This is a genomic window from Sphingomonas limnosediminicola (assembly GCF_039537965.1).
Classification (GTDB): Bacteria; Pseudomonadota; Alphaproteobacteria; order Sphingomonadales; family Sphingomonadaceae; genus Sphingomicrobium; species Sphingomicrobium limnosediminicola.
This window is the reverse complement of the sequence record NZ_BAABBM010000001.1, coordinates 1,258,880-1,275,042: the sequence shown is the minus strand read 5'-3', so window position 1 is coordinate 1,275,042 and position 16,163 is coordinate 1,258,880. Positions and strand designations below refer to the sequence as shown.

General features: G+C 63.8%; 9 protein-coding genes. 1 reads left to right on the top strand and 8 read right to left on the bottom strand.

Going from position 1 to position 16,163, the window contains the following annotated elements; translation table 11 throughout:
- Window positions 1-29 precede the first annotated feature (29 nt).
- The 3 genes from ABD704_RS06440 to ABD704_RS06430 form a co-directional block, all read right to left on the bottom strand.
- Entirely contained in the window at window positions 30-1,337 is a 1,308-nt protein-coding gene (locus tag ABD704_RS06440; protein ID WP_344700505.1) for a sensor histidine kinase, read from the bottom strand.
- Window positions 1,338-1,435: 98 nt separating this feature from the next.
- Window positions 1,436-2,101, bottom strand: coding sequence for a response regulator transcription factor (locus ABD704_RS06435; RefSeq protein ID WP_344698850.1), 666 nt, complete (start codon window positions 2,099-2,101; stop codon window positions 1,436-1,438).
- Between the two features lie 112 nt (window positions 2,102-2,213).
- Window positions 2,214-2,504, bottom strand: a complete 291-nt coding sequence (locus ABD704_RS06430; RefSeq protein WP_344698849.1) for a hypothetical protein — start codon at window positions 2,502-2,504, stop codon at window positions 2,214-2,216.
- Window positions 2,505-2,661: 157 nt separating this feature from the next.
- Here ABD704_RS06430 and ABD704_RS06425 point away from each other — a divergent pair, with 157 nt between their 5' ends.
- A complete protein-coding gene (locus tag ABD704_RS06425) occupies window positions 2,662-4,458 on the top strand; it encodes an ABC-F family ATP-binding cassette domain-containing protein (RefSeq protein ID WP_344698848.1) in 1,797 nt (598 codons plus the stop codon).
- On the opposite strand, the gene ABD704_RS06420 is transcribed toward ABD704_RS06425, so the two are convergent.
- The 5 genes from ABD704_RS06420 to ABD704_RS06400 all read right to left on the bottom strand — a co-directional run bounded on the left by ABD704_RS06420 (window position 4,455) and on the right by ABD704_RS06400 (window position 16,114).
- Window positions 4,455-4,679 carry a hypothetical protein gene (locus ABD704_RS06420; RefSeq protein WP_344698847.1) on the bottom strand — a complete coding sequence of 75 codons (225 nt, stop codon included), beginning with the start codon at window positions 4,677-4,679 and terminating at the stop codon, window positions 4,455-4,457. The two genes, ABD704_RS06425 and ABD704_RS06420, sit on opposite strands and share 4 nt — an antisense overlap.
- Before the next feature lie 67 nt (window positions 4,680-4,746).
- A complete protein-coding gene (locus tag ABD704_RS06415; RefSeq protein ID WP_344698846.1) occupies window positions 4,747-6,819 on the bottom strand; it encodes a response regulator in 2,073 nt (690 codons plus the stop codon).
- A gap of 2 nt (window positions 6,820-6,821) precedes the next feature.
- Complete coding sequence (locus ABD704_RS06410; protein WP_344698845.1) at window positions 6,822-12,191, bottom strand: HAMP domain-containing protein; 5,370 nt, start codon at window positions 12,189-12,191, stop codon at window positions 6,822-6,824.
- A 183-nt stretch (window positions 12,192-12,374) separates the two neighbouring features.
- Window positions 12,375-14,186 (bottom strand): DUF885 domain-containing protein, encoded by a 1,812-nt coding sequence (locus tag ABD704_RS06405; protein WP_344698844.1) that lies wholly within the window; start codon window positions 14,184-14,186, stop codon window positions 12,375-12,377.
- A 107-nt stretch (window positions 14,187-14,293) separates the two neighbouring features.
- Window positions 14,294-16,114: a DUF885 domain-containing protein gene (locus ABD704_RS06400; RefSeq protein ID WP_344698843.1), complete on the bottom strand. Its 1,821-nt coding sequence runs from the start codon at window positions 16,112-16,114 to the stop codon at window positions 14,294-14,296.
- Window positions 16,115-16,163 lie beyond the last annotated feature (49 nt).

Below are 16,163 nucleotides of genomic sequence, written 5' to 3'. Positions count from 1 at the left end.
AAACGGCATTCGACGAAGCGGCGGCCGGACTAGCCGGAGGGCAGGGTGAGCCTGGCGAGAAGGCCGCCCAGGTCCTCGCTTTCCTCGAGCTGGATGCCGCCGCCGTAGATGCGCGCGACGTCGCGGACGATGGCGAGACCAAGGCCCGTGCCGGGCTTGCCGGTGTCGAGCCGCGCGCCGCGCGCGAACAGAGCTTCGCGTTCGCTGTCGGGGATGCCCTTCCCGTCGTCCTCGACGAGAACATCGACCATCTCGCCCTTCGGCTCGACGGTGACGAACACACGTCCGCCGCCATATTTGGCGGCATTCTCGACGAGGTTGCCGAGCATTTCGTCGAGATCCTGCCGCTCGACGCGAACCATCGCGTCTTGGCTGCCAGCGATGTCGACAGTGACATTCTCATAGAGACGATCGAGTGCGCGCTGAACGGCCTGAAGGCTGTCCCAGACGCGGGCGCGCGCTTGCGCGGAAGTGCGGCGGCCGATGGCGCGGGCGCGGGCGAGGTGGTGGTCGACCTGGCGGCGCATGACGAGCGCTTCACGGCAGACAGTGTCGGATAGATCGGGTGCGCGCGCGGTCGCGGCGTTGGTGATGACGGTGAGCGGCGTCTTCAGCGCATGGGCGAGGTTGCCGGCGTGGCGGCGCGCTTCCTCGGCCTGCTCCTCACTGTGCGCGAGGAGCTGGTTAATCTCTTCGGTGAGTGGACGAATTTCCGATGGGAAATCGAGGCCGAGGCGCGTCATCTTGCCCGAGCGAATCGATGACACCTCGCGCCGCACGCGGCGGAGCGGCCACAAGCCGTAGATGGTTTGAAGCGCGGCGAGCACGAGCAACCCGACGCCCAGCGCCAGGAAGCTCCAGAAGAGCGTCAGCCGGAGCTTGCGGATCTGTTCGTTGATGGTCTGGCGCGACTGCGCAACCTGGTAGCGCCAGCGGATCTTCGAGCCGGGAAGCGTCGCGTCACGCTCGGCAATCCGAAGCGGTTCGTCGTTACCGAACTCACCGCTGTCGTAGAGATGCGGCCTAAGGTCGGCATGCGCATCGACCACGCGAAGGCGCCGGTCCCACAGCGAGCGCGATGGGAAGGTGTCGGCACCCGCCCCGCTGATCTGGAAGTAGAGGCCGGAATAAGGTTCGACGAAGCGCTGGTCGGCCGGTGCGCGGCTGAACCGCACCTCGCCGTCGGGCCCGATTTCCGACGAGGCGATCATCGAGTTGAGGACGAATGTAAGCTGGTTGTCGAAGCTGTCGACGATGGAGCGCGTAAGAACGCGGTCCGCGCCGAAACCACCGATCAACAGAAGCGCCGCGATCCAAAAGGCCGCGACGCCGATCATGCGCCGCGTCAGCGAGCCGATGCGGGTCGGCGTTTTCACACTCGCCGAATTGGCATGCTCGTCCGCCGCCGCGGCGGGAGCCGCGGGGGCATCAACGTTCAACTAACCGGTTCCTCCAGCGAATAGCCGAGTCCGCGGATCGTGGTGATGACGTCGGGGCCGAGCTTCTTGCGGATACGGGTGACGAACACTTCGATCGTGTTCGAATCGCGGTCGAAATCCTGGTCGTAGATATGCTCGATCAGCTCGGTGCGGCTGACCACCTTGCCCTTGTGGTGCATGAGATAGCTCAGCAACTTGTATTCTTGCGCGGTGAGCTTCACCGGCTCGCCGTCCTTGGTGACCTTGCCGGAGCGGGTGTCGAGGCGAATGTCGCCGGCAACGAGCTCGCTCGATGCATTGCCCGACGAACGGCGGATCAGTGCGCGCAGGCGGGCGATCAGCTCTTCGGTCTGGAACGGCTTGGCGAGATAGTCGTCGGCGCCGGCATCGAGGCCGGCGACCTTGTCCGACCAGCTGTCGCGCGCGGTCAGCACGAGAACCGGCATCTTGCGCGCTTCCTTGCGCCAGCGGTCGAGCACCGTGAGACCGTCCACCTCGGGCAGGCCGAGGTCGAGAATCACAGCGTCGTAATTTTCCGTGGAGCCAAGGTAATGGCCGTCTTCGCCGTCCGTCGCGAGGTCAACGGCGTATCCGGCGCCCTCCAGCGTCGAGCGGAGCTGCCGCCCGAGATTGGGTTCGTCTTCAACGATTAGAACGCGCATTCCGTCTCCCCGGACTTGTTCATCTTCGCCGTCAACCCGTGTTGCGGCGAGAAGTTGCTTATCCGGAACAACTGGGAGCCGACGAGCAAAAGTCAATCGAAAGCGGCTAGCGTTACCGGTCGCGCGAGCGGCGGATGATGCGGCCCTGGCCGTCGACATCGACCCAGATGACGCGGCCGTTCTGCATGAACTTGAAGCGGTAAGCATCGCCATTCAGTTCAGGGCCGAGATAGTCGGCGCCGCCCATGAAGGGGATTACGCGGCGTTCAAGCTGCGGCAGCGGCATCGAGCGGCCCTGGCGAATCGCCTGGAACGCCCGGTCCGCATCGCGCGGCGGGTCGGCCAGCGCGGGGGCGCCGAAGAGGCCAACGGCGAAAGCCGCGGCGAGAAGGGTTCGGTACATGGTCATAAACGCGACTCTGTGAGGCGCCTCTTTTAACGGCTTGCATTGAATAGCCTATGAATAGCCGTGCACAGTGCCGTTCAGGGTCACAGTCCGTGGCCGCAAAGCCACAGCATCCCTCTTGGGCAAAGCGCTCTCCTCCCCTAGGTGGCTCGCCGTGGCGGCGCCGATTTTATCCTATGAAGACCTAGGCCTTATCCAGGGCGAAGGCTGGCTGTTCCGGAACCTCGACCTTTATGTCGGGGAGCGGGACCGGCTAGCGCTGATCGGCCGCAACGGGGCGGGCAAGACGACCTTGCTCAAGTGCCTCGCGGACATGATCGACACCGACGAGGGCAAAAGGACGGTCGTGCCGGGCACGCACGTCGTGCTGCTCGAGCAGGACCCGCCGATGGGGGCGCATGCGACCTTGCTCGATTGGGTCTTGCATGGGCCGAACGCGCCGGAAGCGCATGAGGCGGCAGCGATCGCGGACCAATTGGGCATCGATCTGTCGCGTCCGACCGCGACGGCGAGCGGCGGCGAGCGGCGCCGCGCAGCGATTGCCGGGGCCTTGGCGCAAAACCCCGACGTGCTGCTTCTCGATGAGCCGACCAACCATCTCGACCTTGGAGCTATCGAATGGCTGGAGGAATGGCTGAAGCGCTTCAATGGCGCTTTCATCGTCATCAGCCACGACCGGACGTTTCTGACTCGATTGACCCGAAGTTGCATCTGGCTCGACCGCGGCGAACTCCGCCGTGCCGAAATCGGGTTCGGCGGCTTCGATGCGTGGACCGAACGCGTCTACGAGGAAGAAGCGCGTGCGGCGGAAAAGCTGGACGCGAAGCTGAAGTTGGAATTGCACTGGCTGCAGCGCGGAGTCACGGCGCGCCGGCGACGCAACCAGGGAAGGCTGGCAAAGCTTCACGAAATGCGCGCCCAACGTGCCGCAATGCTTGGGACGGCAGGTACCGCAAAGCTAGCGCTGGCGAAGGACGACGTCCGCTCGAAGACGGTTATCGACGCCGAGCATGTCGGCAAGGCCTTCGGTGACCGGCAGATCATCCGCGACTTCACGCTGCGCGTGCAGCGCGGTGACCGCATTGGCGTCGTCGGCCCCAACGGGGCAGGCAAGACGACCTTGCTCAAGCTCCTGACCGGCGAGCTTCAGCCCGACACCGGCAGCGTCAGGCTGGCGAAGACGCTCAGCGGCATCGTCATCGACCAGCAGCGCAAGCTGATGGAGCCGCAGCGGCGCGTGAAGGACGTGCTCGCCAACGGCGGCGACTGGATCGAGGTTCGCGGGTTGAAGAAGCACATCAAGGGGTATCTGAAGGAGTTTTTGTTCGATCCGGCGATCGCCGACGCGCCGATCGGGTCATTGTCGGGCGGCGAGCGGTCGCGCCTGCTGCTGGCGCGGGAATTCGCGCGTCACGCCAACCTTCTCGTCCTCGACGAGCCGACCAACGACCTCGACCTCGAAACGCTCGACCTGCTTCAGGAAGTGATCGCGGATTATGACGGGACGGTCCTGATCGTCAGCCACGACCGCGACTTCCTCGACCGGACGGTGACGATCACGCTCGGCCTCGACGGGTCGGGCAAGGTCGATGTTGTCGCCGGCGGCTACGAGGATTGGATAAAGAAGAAGTACGAGGTAGCTCGCGCACCGGGGAGGGCAAGCGGACAGGGCAGAGCGAAGGCGGCGCCGGCCTCGCGTACCGCGTCGAACAGCAAGAAGCTGTCATACAAGGATCAGCGCGACCTCGATCGCCTGCCCGGTGAGATCGAGCGCCTGCAATCGGAAGTGGCCGCCGACGAAGCGTCGTTGTCGGACCCGGATCTCTACAAGCGCGACCCGATGCGCTTTGCCGAGTTGACCGAACGCATCGCGCGAAACCGCGCGGAGATCGAGGCCGCGGAGTATCGCTGGCTGGAAGTTGCAGAGCTGGCGGAAGCGCTGGCGAGCTAGCGTCTTGCCTCGATCAAGTCGCCGTCGCCCTCGTCGTTGTCCGGAGTCTCTGGCGCTTCGGCCTGCGTGAGCAAGGTCCGATAATTGTCGATCACCGACCGGCAAGTTTCCAGACCGCCGCGGAGTTGCGAGCTGACTTCTTCGATGTTGGTTTCAGGCTTAGGTTCAGTAGTCACGATATTCTCAAGCAGTTGCGAGTAAAGAACGGCGTTTAAACCCATCGATCGGGATCAGGTTTCTCGGCTCACCTATTTCGAGGCACGGATCGCTCATTGCGCGGAACTGTGGTTAACCGGCGACACCTGCGGACGCGCACAGGCGTGAAAGGCTCGTTTCAAGCATGCTGGGGGTGAATGGCTTGAGCAGGATTTCGACGCCGTCCGGCTTGCCGGTCATGGTGTCGGTTTCGGCATAACCGGTAATGATCATTGCGGCGACGTCTGGGCAGATGTGACGCGCTTCGCGCAGGAACTCGGTGCCCGACAAATGCGGCATCGCATAGTCGCTGATGATGAGGTCGTATTCGCAGTCGCCGCCCTTCAGCATCTTCAGCGCATCGGCGCCATTCGCCGCTTCGACCACTTCGTGCCCAAAGTCGGCGAGCACCGCCGCCGTCGTGCTGCGTACTTCCGCGTGATCGTCGATCAGGAGGATACGAAGCTTGGGAACCGGCTTGCGTGTCAGTTCTTGGGCCGGCGCAATGTCTAAGCCCGCCTCGGCCTCTGGCGCGCGGGGCAACCAGAGCTCGGCGTTGGTACCGCGGCCCATCTCGCTGGACAGGCGGAAAGCGCCGTTGGACTGCTTGGCGAAACCGTAGACCATGCTGAGGCCGAGGCCGCTGCCCTTGCCGACTTCCTTGGTCGTGAAGAAGGGCTCCAGCACCTTGTCGAGATGGTCCGGTGAAATGCCCGTGCCGGTATCGGCGATCGAGATCAGCACATAATCGCCCGCTGGTATTTCGGCCCAGTTCGTCGACGGAAGCTGCTTGTTCTCTACCGTGACGGTGATCGTGCCGCCGCTCGGCATCGCGTCGCGGGCGTTGATGATGAGATTGACCAAGGCGAGTTCCAGCTGCGCTTGGTCGGCGAAGGCATGCCAGACATCGCCTTCGGCACGCCATTCGATCTGGACTAGTCCGCCCAGCGTGTGCGTCAGCAGGTCGAGGACCGCCTCCTGAAGAGCCGCGAGGTCGATCGGCTGCGGCTCAAGCTGCTGCCGGCGCGCAAAGGCCAGGAGGCGGCGGACCAGTTCGCTGCCCTGCTCGGCGGCGCGCTTGGTCATGCCTAGGATTTTGCGATGCTCGTCACTAAGCGGCGCGCGTTTGTCGAGCAGCCCAAGCCCGCCGATCACCGCAGCCAGCAAGTTGTTGAAGTCGTGCGCGATGCCGCCGGTGAGCTTGCCGATCGCGTCCATCTTCTGCGCGTGGGCGAGCTGGTTTTCGAGCGAGCGCTGCTCTGAAATGTCGGTGAGCGTCCCAGCGAACTCGACCGGCCGGCCATCGGCGTCGCGAAGCAGTACTGCCTGATCGAGGAAATGCTTGTAGGTGCCGTCAGCCGTCTGCCAGCGATATTCGATTGAGGAGCGGCCGGTGTTGCGGCGCGCCGCCATCGCCGCAAGGACCCGTTCGCGGTCATCGGGATGCAAGCGATCGCTCCACATCGTGGAGTCTTCGGCAATATCCTCGAGCCGGAAGCCGGTGATCGCTTCGAAGTCGCCGCTGACGTACGTCGGCCGCCGCTGGCTCGCGCCGTAAGGATCGAGATAGAGCACCATCGGCAGCGACTGAATGATGGCCGCCTGGCGCTGCTCGGCGCGGCGAAGCTCCTGTTCCGCGCGGAGGAGCTCGGCGTTGGCGCGGAGGTTGGCGTCGAGAAGGGCCTGCTCCTGCCGGGCCTTTCGCTCGATTTCCTTGGTCTTGGCGAAGAGGTCGACGAAGACCGAGACCTTCGAGCGAAGGACGATCGGGTCGACCGGCTTGAACACATAGTCGACGGCACCCATCGCATAGCCGCGCAGAAGGTGCTCGGCTTCCTTGTTCACCGCCGACAGGAACACGATGGGGATGCCCTTGGTCTGGTCGCGACTGCGGATGATCTGGGCGGTTTCATAGCCGTCCATGCCGGGCATGTAGACGTCGAGCAGGATGACCGCGAACTCGCCCTTCAGGAGGTGCCGAAGGGCCTCCTCGCCGGATCGCGCCGTGACGACATCGCCGAGGTCTTCAAGGATGCTCTGGACCGCGAGCAGGTTACGCTCGTCGTCGTCGACAAGAAGCACGCAAGGCCGCTGCGCGGGAGCGCCGTCGGACCTCTCAGGCTCGCTAAAAGCCTGCACCGGCAAGTCTTCGATGGACTTCGCCACTCTTACTCTGCGGCCTCCAGCGGTATGGACGGCGTGGCAGCTTCACGCGAGCGCGCGACCCATACGCGGAGCAGCGCCAGGAGGAGCTCGATGTCGACCGGCTTGGCGATATAGTCCGAAGCGCCTGCGTCGAGGCACTTCTGGCGATCACCCTTCATGGCCTTGGCGGTCACGGCGATCAGCGGCAAATCGGCAAGCCCGGGCCGCTTGCGGATCTCCTGCATCGTCTCATAGCCGTCCATTTCCGGCATCATGATGTCGATCAGGGCGACATCGACGCCCGGCGTCTGTTCCAGAATCAGGATCCCGTCCTTTCCCCGCTCCGCATGGAGAACTTCCACGTCGTGGCTCTCCAAAACGCTTGTGAGCGAGAAGATGTTGCGGATGTCGTCGTCCACGATGAGCACTTTGGCGCCCGCGAGCTCCGGAATCTGTCGTACAGACTGGCTTCCCGCGGCCTTGGCCTTGCGCTTCGGCTTCTGCGATTCCGCATGTTCCCGGAGTTCGGTGAAGACGCGGACAAGGTCCGCGCGCTCGGCGGGTTTGTCGGTCACGCCGAACGCACCCATGCCGATAACCGACTTGCTGCGGTCGGCACCGGATATGACGTGGATTGGCACGTGGTCTGTCTGTGCGTCGTGCTTCAACAGGTCGAGCAGCACGAAGCCGTCGATATCGGCGAGACCTAGGTCGAGCGTAATCGCGGTCGGCTGAAGTTTGCGCGCCATGTTGAGCGTGCCTGCGCCGGCGGTAGAGACGACGCCCTTCATGCCCGCCTCGTGTGCGGCATCGAGGAGGATCGACGCGAAGGTCGGGTCGTCCTCGACGATCAGCACGAACGGCTCCTTCCCCAGATCGTCGCGGTCGTCCGTGACCTCGAAGCTTGTGGGCAAAGCGGTCGGAACCAGCGCGCCGCTATTGTCGTAGCGAGCAGGGGCTCCGATCGCGGCGGTTGCGGCGCTCGCTTCGGCCTGAAGCGGGACATAGAGCGTGAAGGTCGAGCCTTCGCCCGGCTTCGACCGGACCTGCAGCTCACCGCCCAGCAGGCGCGCGATTTCGCGGCTGATCGAGAGGCCGAGGCCAGTGCCGCCATATTTGCGGCTGGTCGTGCCATCGGCCTGCTGGAACGCTTCGAAGATCAGCTTCTGCTTGTCTTCGGGGATGCCGATGCCTGTGTCGGTCACGGCGATCTCGATCGCGCGGTCACCCTTCCGGAGCACGGGGTGCGTCGGGCTCCAGCCGCTTGTCGCACAGCGGACGTTGAGAGTGACTCCCCCCTTCGAGGTGAACTTGAACGCGTTCGAAAGGAGGTTGAGCACGATCTGCTGAAGCCTCTTTTCGTCGGTGCGGATCGTCTGCGGCAGCTTGGCATCGAACTTGACGTTGAAGTCGAGTTCCTTATCGGCCGCGAGCTGGCGGAAGGTCCGCTCCATGTGCTGCTTCAGGTGCTGCATCGGCATCTCGCCGACCTCGATCGTCACCGTACCGGATTCGATTTTCGACAGGTCGAGGATGTCGTTGATGAGATTGAGAAGGTCGGAACCGGCCGAGTTGATCGTGCGCGAGAATTCGACCTGCTTCTCGTTAAGGTTGCCCTGCGCATTGTCGGCGAGGAGCTTCGACAGGATGAGGAGCGAGTTGAGCGGGGTCCGGAGCTCGTGCGACATGTTCGCGAGGAACTCGGACTTGTACTTGGACGTGAGCGCGAGCTGCTCGGCCTTTTCCTCGACTGCGCGACGCGCCATTTCGATTTCGATATTCTTCGCTTCGACCTGCTTCTTCTCATTCTCGAGAAGCTGCGCTTTCTCCTGAAGCTCCTCGTTGGTAGCGTGAAGCTCCTGCTGCTTGCGGGTCAGTTCGGTCTGGCGCGCCTGAAGTTCCTGGGTGAGGAGCTGCGATTGCGTAAGCAGGCCCTCCGTGCGCATGGTCGCAGCGATCGTGTTGAGCACGATGCCGACCGATTCCATCAGCTGATCGAGGAAGCTCTGGTGGGTCTCGTTGAACTCGCTGAACGATGCGAGCTCGATGACCGCCTTCACTTCGTCTTCGAAGAGGGCCGGCAGAATGTTGACGTTGGCCGGCTTGGCGTGGCCGAGGCCCGAGCCAATGCGGATGAAGTCGGGCGGCACGTCCTTCAGAAGGATCGGCCGGCGATCCGCCGCCGCTTGCCCGATCAAGCCTTCGCGAAGGTGGAATTCCTGCTTCAGCTGCTCCGGCGTTTCGGCGCCATAGCTGGCGACGAGCTCGAGCTTGGTTTCATCTTCCTCGCGCTTGGTGACGTAGAAGACGCCATATTGCGCGTTCACCAGCGGCGCGAGCTCCGACATGATGAGGTTGGAAACGGTCGCGAGATCGCGCTCGCCCTGAAGCATGCGGCTGAAGCGGGCGAGGTTGGTCTTGAGCCAATCCTGCTCCGCATTCTTCAGCGTCTGGTCCTTCAGGTTGCCGATCATCTCGTTGATCGTGTCCTTGAGGGCGGCCATTTCGCCCGCTGCCTGCACGGCGATGGAGCGGGTAAGGTCGCCCTTGGTCACGGCTGTCGCCACCTCGGCGATCGAGCGAACCTGGTTGGTGAGGTTTGCGGCAAGCTGGTTCACGTTATCGGTGAGATCGCGCCACAGGCCTGCGGCGCCCGGAACGCGGGCCTGGCCGCCGAGCTTGCCTTCGATGCCGACTTCTCGGGCCATGTTCGTGACCTGGTCGCCGAAGGTCGAAAGCGTATCGATCATGAAGTTGATCGTGTCGGCGAGAGCGGCGATTTCGCCTTTCGCGTCCACGGTCAGCTTCCGCTTGAGGTTACCCTGCGCCACCGCGGTCACGACTTCGGCGATACCGCGGACCTGGTTGGTCAGGTTGGTGGCCATAACGTTGACGTTGTCGGTAAGGTCCTTCCACGTACCACCGACGCCCGGGACGGCCGCCTGGCCACCGAGCTTGCCGTCGGTACCGACTTCGCGCGCAACGCGCGTCACCTCGCCGGCGAAAGCGTTGAGCTGGTCGACCATGGTGTTGATCGTGTTTTTGAGGGCGAGGATTTCGCCCTTCACGTCCACCGTGATCTTCTTCGAAAGGTCGCCTCGCGCCACGGCGGTGGTCACGTCGGCGATGTTGCGGACCTGGCCGGTGAGGTTCGCGGCCATTAGGTTCACGTTGTCGGTGAGGTCCTTCCAGGTGCCGGCGACGCCACGCACCTGCGCCTGGCCGCCGAGCTTTCCTTCCGTACCCACTTCGCGGGCCACGCGGGTGACCTCGCCGGCGAAGGCGTTGAGCTGATCGACCATGGTATTGATGGTGTTCTTCAGCTCGAGGATTTCGCCCTTTACGTCGACGGTGATCTTCTTGGACAAGTCGCCCGAAGCCACCGCGGTCGTCACCTCGGCGATGTTGCGCACCTGACCCGTCAGGTTCGCCGCCATGGCGTTCACGTTGTCGGTAAGGTCCTTCCACGTACCGCCGACGCCCGGCACCTGCGCCTGCCCGCCGAGCTTGCCTTCGGTGCCGACCTCGCGCGCAACGCGCGTCACTTCGGACGCAAAGCCGTTGAGCTGGTCCACCATGACGTTGATGGTGTTCTTGAGCTCGAGGATCTCGCCCTTCACGTCGACGGTGATCTTCTTCGACAAGTCGCCGCGGGCAACGGCGGTCGTCACCTCGGCGATGTTGCGAACCTGGCCCGTCAAATTGCCGGCCATCAGGTTCACATTGTCGGTCAGGTCGGCCCATGTGCCGGCGACGCCTTCGACTTGCGCCTGTCCGCCCAGCTTTCCTTCGGTGCCGACTTCGCGCGCCACGCGGGTAACTTCGCCCGCGAATGCGTTGAGCTGGTCCACCATGGTATTGATGGTGTTCTTGAGCTCGAGGATTTCGCCCTTCACGTCGACGGTGATCTTCTTGGACAAGTCGCCCTTGGCGACGGCGGTCGTCACTTCCGCGATGTTGCGCACCTGGCCGGTAAGGTTGTCGGCCATCAGGTTCACGTTGTCGGTCAAGTCGGCCCAGGTTCCGCCCACGCCCGGGACCTGCGCCTGACCGCCGAGCTTGCCTTCCGAGCCCACTTCGCGGGCGACGCGCGTCACTTCGGAAGCGAAGGAGTTCAGCTGATCGACCATCGTGTTGATGGTGTCCTTCAGCTCCAGGATTTCGCCGCGCACGTCGACGGTAATTTTCTTCGACAAGTCGCCGCGGGCGACGGCCGTGGTCACTTCGGCGATGTTACGCACCTGGCCGGTAAGATTTTCGGCCATGAGGTTCACGTTGTCGGTGAGGTCCTTCCACGTGCCGGCGACACCTTCCACGCGCGCCTGTCCGCCGAGCTTGCCTTCGGTACCCACTTCGCGCGCAACGCGCGTCACTTCCGATGCGAAGCCGTTGAGCTGGTCCACCATGGTATTGATGGTGTTCTTGAGCTCGAGAATCTCGCCCTTCACGTCGACGGTGATCTTCTTCGACAAGTCGCCGCGGGCGACGGCCGTGGTCACTTCGGCGATGTTGCGCACCTGGCCGGTAAGATTTTCGGCCATGAGGTTCACGTTGTCGGTAAGGTCCTTCCACGTACCGGCGACGCCGAGCACCTGCGCCTGTCCGCCGAGCTTACCCTCGGTGCCGACTTCGCGGGCGACGCGCGTCACTTCGGACGCGAAGCCGTTGAGCTGATCGACCATGACGTTGATAGTGTTCTTGAGCTCGAGGATTTCGCCCTTAACCTCGACGGTGATCTTCTTCGAAAGGTCGCCACGCGCCACGGCGGTGGTCACCTCGGCGATGTTGCGCACTTGGCTGGTCAAGTTCGTCGCCATGGCGTTCACATTGTCGGTGAGGTCCTTCCAGGTGCCGGCAACGCCCTTCACCTTCGCCTGACCGCCGAGCTTGCCTTCGGTGCCGACCTCACGGGCGACGCGCGTCACTTCCGACGCGAAGCCGTTGAGCTGGTCGACCATGGTGTTCACCACCTTGCCGATGCGCAGGAACTCGCCGCGGAGCGCGCGCCCGTCGATTTCGACGGCCATTGATTGGGAAAGGTCGCCCTTGGCGACGGCGCCGATGACGCGGGAGACTTCCGCGGTCGGCTGGACCATGTCGTCGATCAGTTCGTTGACGGCGCGAAGCTTGCTGTCCCATCCGCCGCTGGCGCCACGGACGCGAGCGCGCTGCGTGATCTTGCCTTCCTTGCCGACAACCTTGGAGAGACGTTCGAATTCCTGCGTGATGGCTTCGTTCATGCCAACGACTTCGTTGAACAAAGTCGCAATTTCGCCGTCGATCCCGTCGACTTCTTCGGGAAGGCGCACACTGAAGTCGCCACGGCGCAACGCACGGAGTGCGGTGACGAGCTGGCGGCGATCGATAAAGTCCCGCTGGGCCTGGATGTTCACGCTTACGTCTCCGTGTGGATTTTCTCCCCCCACCCAGGTTGGACCAACGCAGCCCCCCGGCTGCGAAGCCTGCATATTAACAGACCAATTGCTTTATGCTTCCTGAAATTTGAAGCCGCCAACATAGGTTAGGACCGCCCCGGCGTTTAACCGGTGCGAGAGTGCCATGCAGCACTGCGCGGCTTAAGCGGTAAGCGTGCGCTCGCGGATGCGGCGTTCGAGGATGCTGAGCGGCATCGCTCCTTCGCGCAGGATTTCATGAAACTGCTTGATGTCGAACTTGGCGCCGAGCTTCTGCTGCGCTTCGGCGCGGGCGCGGGTCCAGGCAGTGTGGCCGACCTTGTAGCTACAGGCCTGGCCGATCATTGTGCAGTAACGCTCCACCTCGCGCTGCGAGCGGGGGCGCGCGTAGCCGGTCGTTTTGACCATGTAATCGGTCGCCTGCTCGCGGCTCCAGCGCTTGGTGTGGAGGCCGGTGTCGACGACCAGACGCGCTGCGCGGAACAGGAAAGACTGGAGATACCCTGCGCGGCCAAGCGGGTCGTTAGCATAGACGCCAAGCTCATCGGCAACCTGCTCCGCGTATAGCGCCCAGCCTTCGGAATAAGCGGAAAACTGGCCCAGCTTCCGGAGTGTCGGGATGTCCTTCGATTCCTGCGCGATGCTGATCTGCAGGTGATGGCCAGGGACGCCCTCGTGATAGCAGAGCGTCGGCAGCGAATATTTCGGCCAGTCGCCGACGTCCTTGAGATTGATGAAATAGATCGCAGGACGCGAGCCATCGAGCGCCGCGCGATTGTAGTAGCCGTTGGACGCACCGTCCTGGATTTCCGGCGGCACGCGGCGGATCTCGAGCGGTTGGTTGGGAAGGGTCGCAAAGGCTTTCGGCAAGCGGCCGTACATGTCCTTTACGACCGTGTTCAGATAAGCGAGCAGCTCGCCGCGCCCGGCATCGCTGTCGGCGTAGAGCTGGGCCGGCGTCTTGTTTAGCGCGTTGAGGCGCTCGCCGACGGTGCCCTGAGAATAGCCCTGGGTCTTGAGGATCTTGTCGAGTTCGGCGCTGATTTCCGCGACCTGGCTAAGGCCCATCTGATGAACTTCAGCCGGCGAGAAAGTCGTCGTGGTGGCTTGGCGGAGCGCCTCGGCATAGATTGCATCGCCGTTGGTCAGGCGCCAGGCGCCGTCCCCCGGACGGCTGGTGGGCTTCAATTGCTCCATCGCCGTGATCTGGCGATCGAGCGCGGGATAGACGCTTTTCTCGACGATCCCCGCTGCGCGTGCCTGCCAGTCGCCGGCAACGCCCTTGTCCGCAGTGCGCTTAACGAGCGACTTCACCATCGTGTTATCGCCGGCGGGCACGTTTCGCAGCTTGCGCATCTGGCCGAGCGCGAGGTCGATCGACCAGGCTGGTGCGAGAAAGCCGCGGGCTGCCTGCGCGCGCTGCGAAGCGGTGTCGTTGTCCAGCACGGTCGCGAACTGGTCGAGGCGCGAGAGATAAGCCTCCGCGTCCGCAGCGTTGGCGATCGTGTGCGCCGTGTTCAGGAAGTCCGGGATCTGGAAGTAGGCGCCGCCCTGCTGCGTGATCGGATAGGGCCGCTGTGCCGAATCGATGTCCCAGCGCGACGCCGCCTGCGTGGCCGTTTCGAGCGAGTAAAGGACGACCTCGCGGTTAAGCTTGGACGCGTCGGACAGCGTGGTGGGCGAGATCGCCTCCACTTCGGCGATCGCGCGGCGGTTGCGAGCCAGGTCCTGGGCGCGCGCGACTGGGGCAGGGCGAGTATCGAGCTTCGACTTCAGCGCCGAGCTCGGGCCTTTGTCGAGGCCGAGTGACGAGGCAAGGCCCGGGTTGTTGCGGACGCGCTCCTGGAAAATGTTCTCGAAGATCGCGTTGATCTTCGCGTCTCCGCTGCCCGTCGCGGCGGCGAGCGCCGGCGCTTCAGTCAGTGGAAGAAGGGCAACGGTCGCGCTGGTGGCGAGGAAGGAGCGGCGGTCCATCGACGAATCCCATGATGTGCGGAAAAGAGGCGGCAAGTTAGCGCCGCATCGTCAGGCCGCAAACACGTTCGTCGAAGCGAGACCGCCGTTCGTCGGCAGCGCTGTTATCAGGCGAGCTGGGCGCGGGCGCGTTCCTCCACGCGGCGCTCGAGGATGGTGAGCGGCATGGAGCCATCCTTGAGCACTTCGTGGAACTGCTTGATGTCGAACTTGGGACCGAGGATCGACTTCGCCTTCTCACGGGCGCGAAGCCAGGCGAGGTGGCCGACCTTGTAGCTGCAGGCCTGGCCGATCGAGACGCAGTAACGCTCGACCTCGCGCTGCACACGCGGGCGCGGGAAGCCAGTGGTCTTGGTCATGTAGTCGATCGCCTGTTCGCGGGTCCAACCCTTGGAATTGAGGCCAGTGTCGACAACCAGGCGCGCCGAGCGGAACAGGAAGGATTGCAGGTAGCCGCCCTTTTCGATCCCACTGTAGCCCCCAATCTCGTCCGCGAGCTGCTCCGAATAAAGCGCCCAGCCCTCGATGTAGGACGAATAGAAGCTGATCTTGCGCAGCATTGGGATGTCCTTGGATTCCTGCGCCAGGCTGATCTGCAAATGGTGGCCAGGAACGCCCTCGTGATAGGTGAGCGAGGGGAGCGAATATTTCGGCCAGTCGGACGTCGACTTGAGGTTGATGAAGTAGATCGCCGGGCGCGAGCCATCGAGCGTCGCGCTGCGGTAATAGCCGTTGGGCGCGCCGTCCTGGATCTCCTTCGGCACCGCGCGGATTTCGAGCGGCTGGCCAGGAAGCGTCGCGAACGCCTGCGGCAGCCTTGCCGTCATTTCCTTCACATTGGCGTTGAGGCTGGCGAGCAGCTCGGCGCGGCCGGCGTCGGTGTTCGCGTAAAGCTGCGCCGGGGAAGCATTGAGCGCGGACAGACGCTCGCCGACCGTGCCCTGCGCGAAGCCGGCCTGCTTGAGGATGCCGTCGAGCGCGGCGGTATATTCCGCGACTTGCGAGAGCCCGAGCTTGTGCACCTCATCCGGCGTCATGCTGCTGGTCGTCGCCTGGGCAAGTGCGGCGGCGTAGATCGCTGCGCCGTTCGGAAGGCGGGTCGCGCCGTCGCCGGGCTTGGTCGTCGGGCGAAGCGCGCGGATCGCGGCTATCTGGCGGTCGAGCGCCGGATAGACGCTGGTGTCGACGATCTTGGTCGCGCGTGCCGCCCAGTCGCCGGGGATGTTCTTTGCCTTGGTGCGGTCAGCGATCGACTTGACCATCGTGCTTTCGGCGGCAGCCGGCTTACGCAGCGCTTCCATCTGGCCGAGCGCGAGGTCGAGCGACCAGCCCGGTGCGAGGAAACCGCGTGCGGCCATTTCCTTCTGGTCCTGCGTCTCCATGTCGAGCAGCGGCCCGAACTGCGACAAGCGCGAGATATAGGCTTCGGCGTCGCTCGCATTGTCGATCGGGTGGGTGCTGTTCAGGAAGTCGGGGATCGAGAAGTATGAGCCGCTCTGCTGCGAGATAATGTACGGCCCCTGGACGCTGTCGATCTTGAACTTCTCCCAGGATTCCAGCGAAGTTTCGAGGTCGTAGATCACGATCTCGCGGTTCAGCGCAGCGGTCCGCGACAGCGTCTTCGGGTCAATCGCCTTCACCGCCGCAAGGAAGCCGCGGTCGCGCTTGGCGTTCGCTTCACGCTGCACATTTGGCGGCCGCATGTCGAAAGTCGCGCGAAGCTTGGCATTGGGGCCGGTGTCGAGCCCGAGCGCTGTTGCGAAGGGCGGGGAGTCGGTGACCTGCCGCTTGAAGATTTCATCGAAGAGGGCATTGAGCTTGGCGTCCCCGGGCCCGGCCGGCGCAGCGACAGTAGCGAACAAAGGCGACTGCGCAAACGGCAGCAGCGCGATGGTGGCGCTGGTGGCAAGGAATGTGCGGCGATCCATGATTTCCCCCCGGGTTCAAAAGACCCGGGAGGTTAGCGCCGCGCCGCGC

What these genes read in the sequence shown, in the direction of transcription:
- ABD704_RS06440 (WP_344700505.1), bottom strand. Translation starts at nt 1,337, where the DNA reads ATGATCGGCGTCGCGGCCTTTTGGATCGCGGCGCTTCTGTTGATCGGT.
- ABD704_RS06435 (WP_344698850.1), bottom strand. Translation starts at nt 2,101, where the DNA reads ATGCGCGTTCTAATCGTTGAAGACGAACCCAATCTCGGGCGGCAGCTC.
- ABD704_RS06430 (WP_344698849.1), bottom strand. Translation starts at nt 2,504, where the DNA reads ATGTACCGAACCCTTCTCGCCGCGGCTTTCGCCGTTGGCCTCTTCGGC.
- ABD704_RS06420 (WP_344698847.1), bottom strand. Translation starts at nt 4,679, where the DNA reads ATGGGTTTAAACGCCGTTCTTTACTCGCAACTGCTTGAGAATATCGTG.
- ABD704_RS06405 (WP_344698844.1), bottom strand. Translation starts at nt 14,186, where the DNA reads ATGGACCGCCGCTCCTTCCTCGCCACCAGCGCGACCGTTGCCCTTCTT.
- ABD704_RS06400 (WP_344698843.1), bottom strand. Translation starts at nt 16,114, where the DNA reads ATGGATCGCCGCACATTCCTTGCCACCAGCGCCACCATCGCGCTGCTG.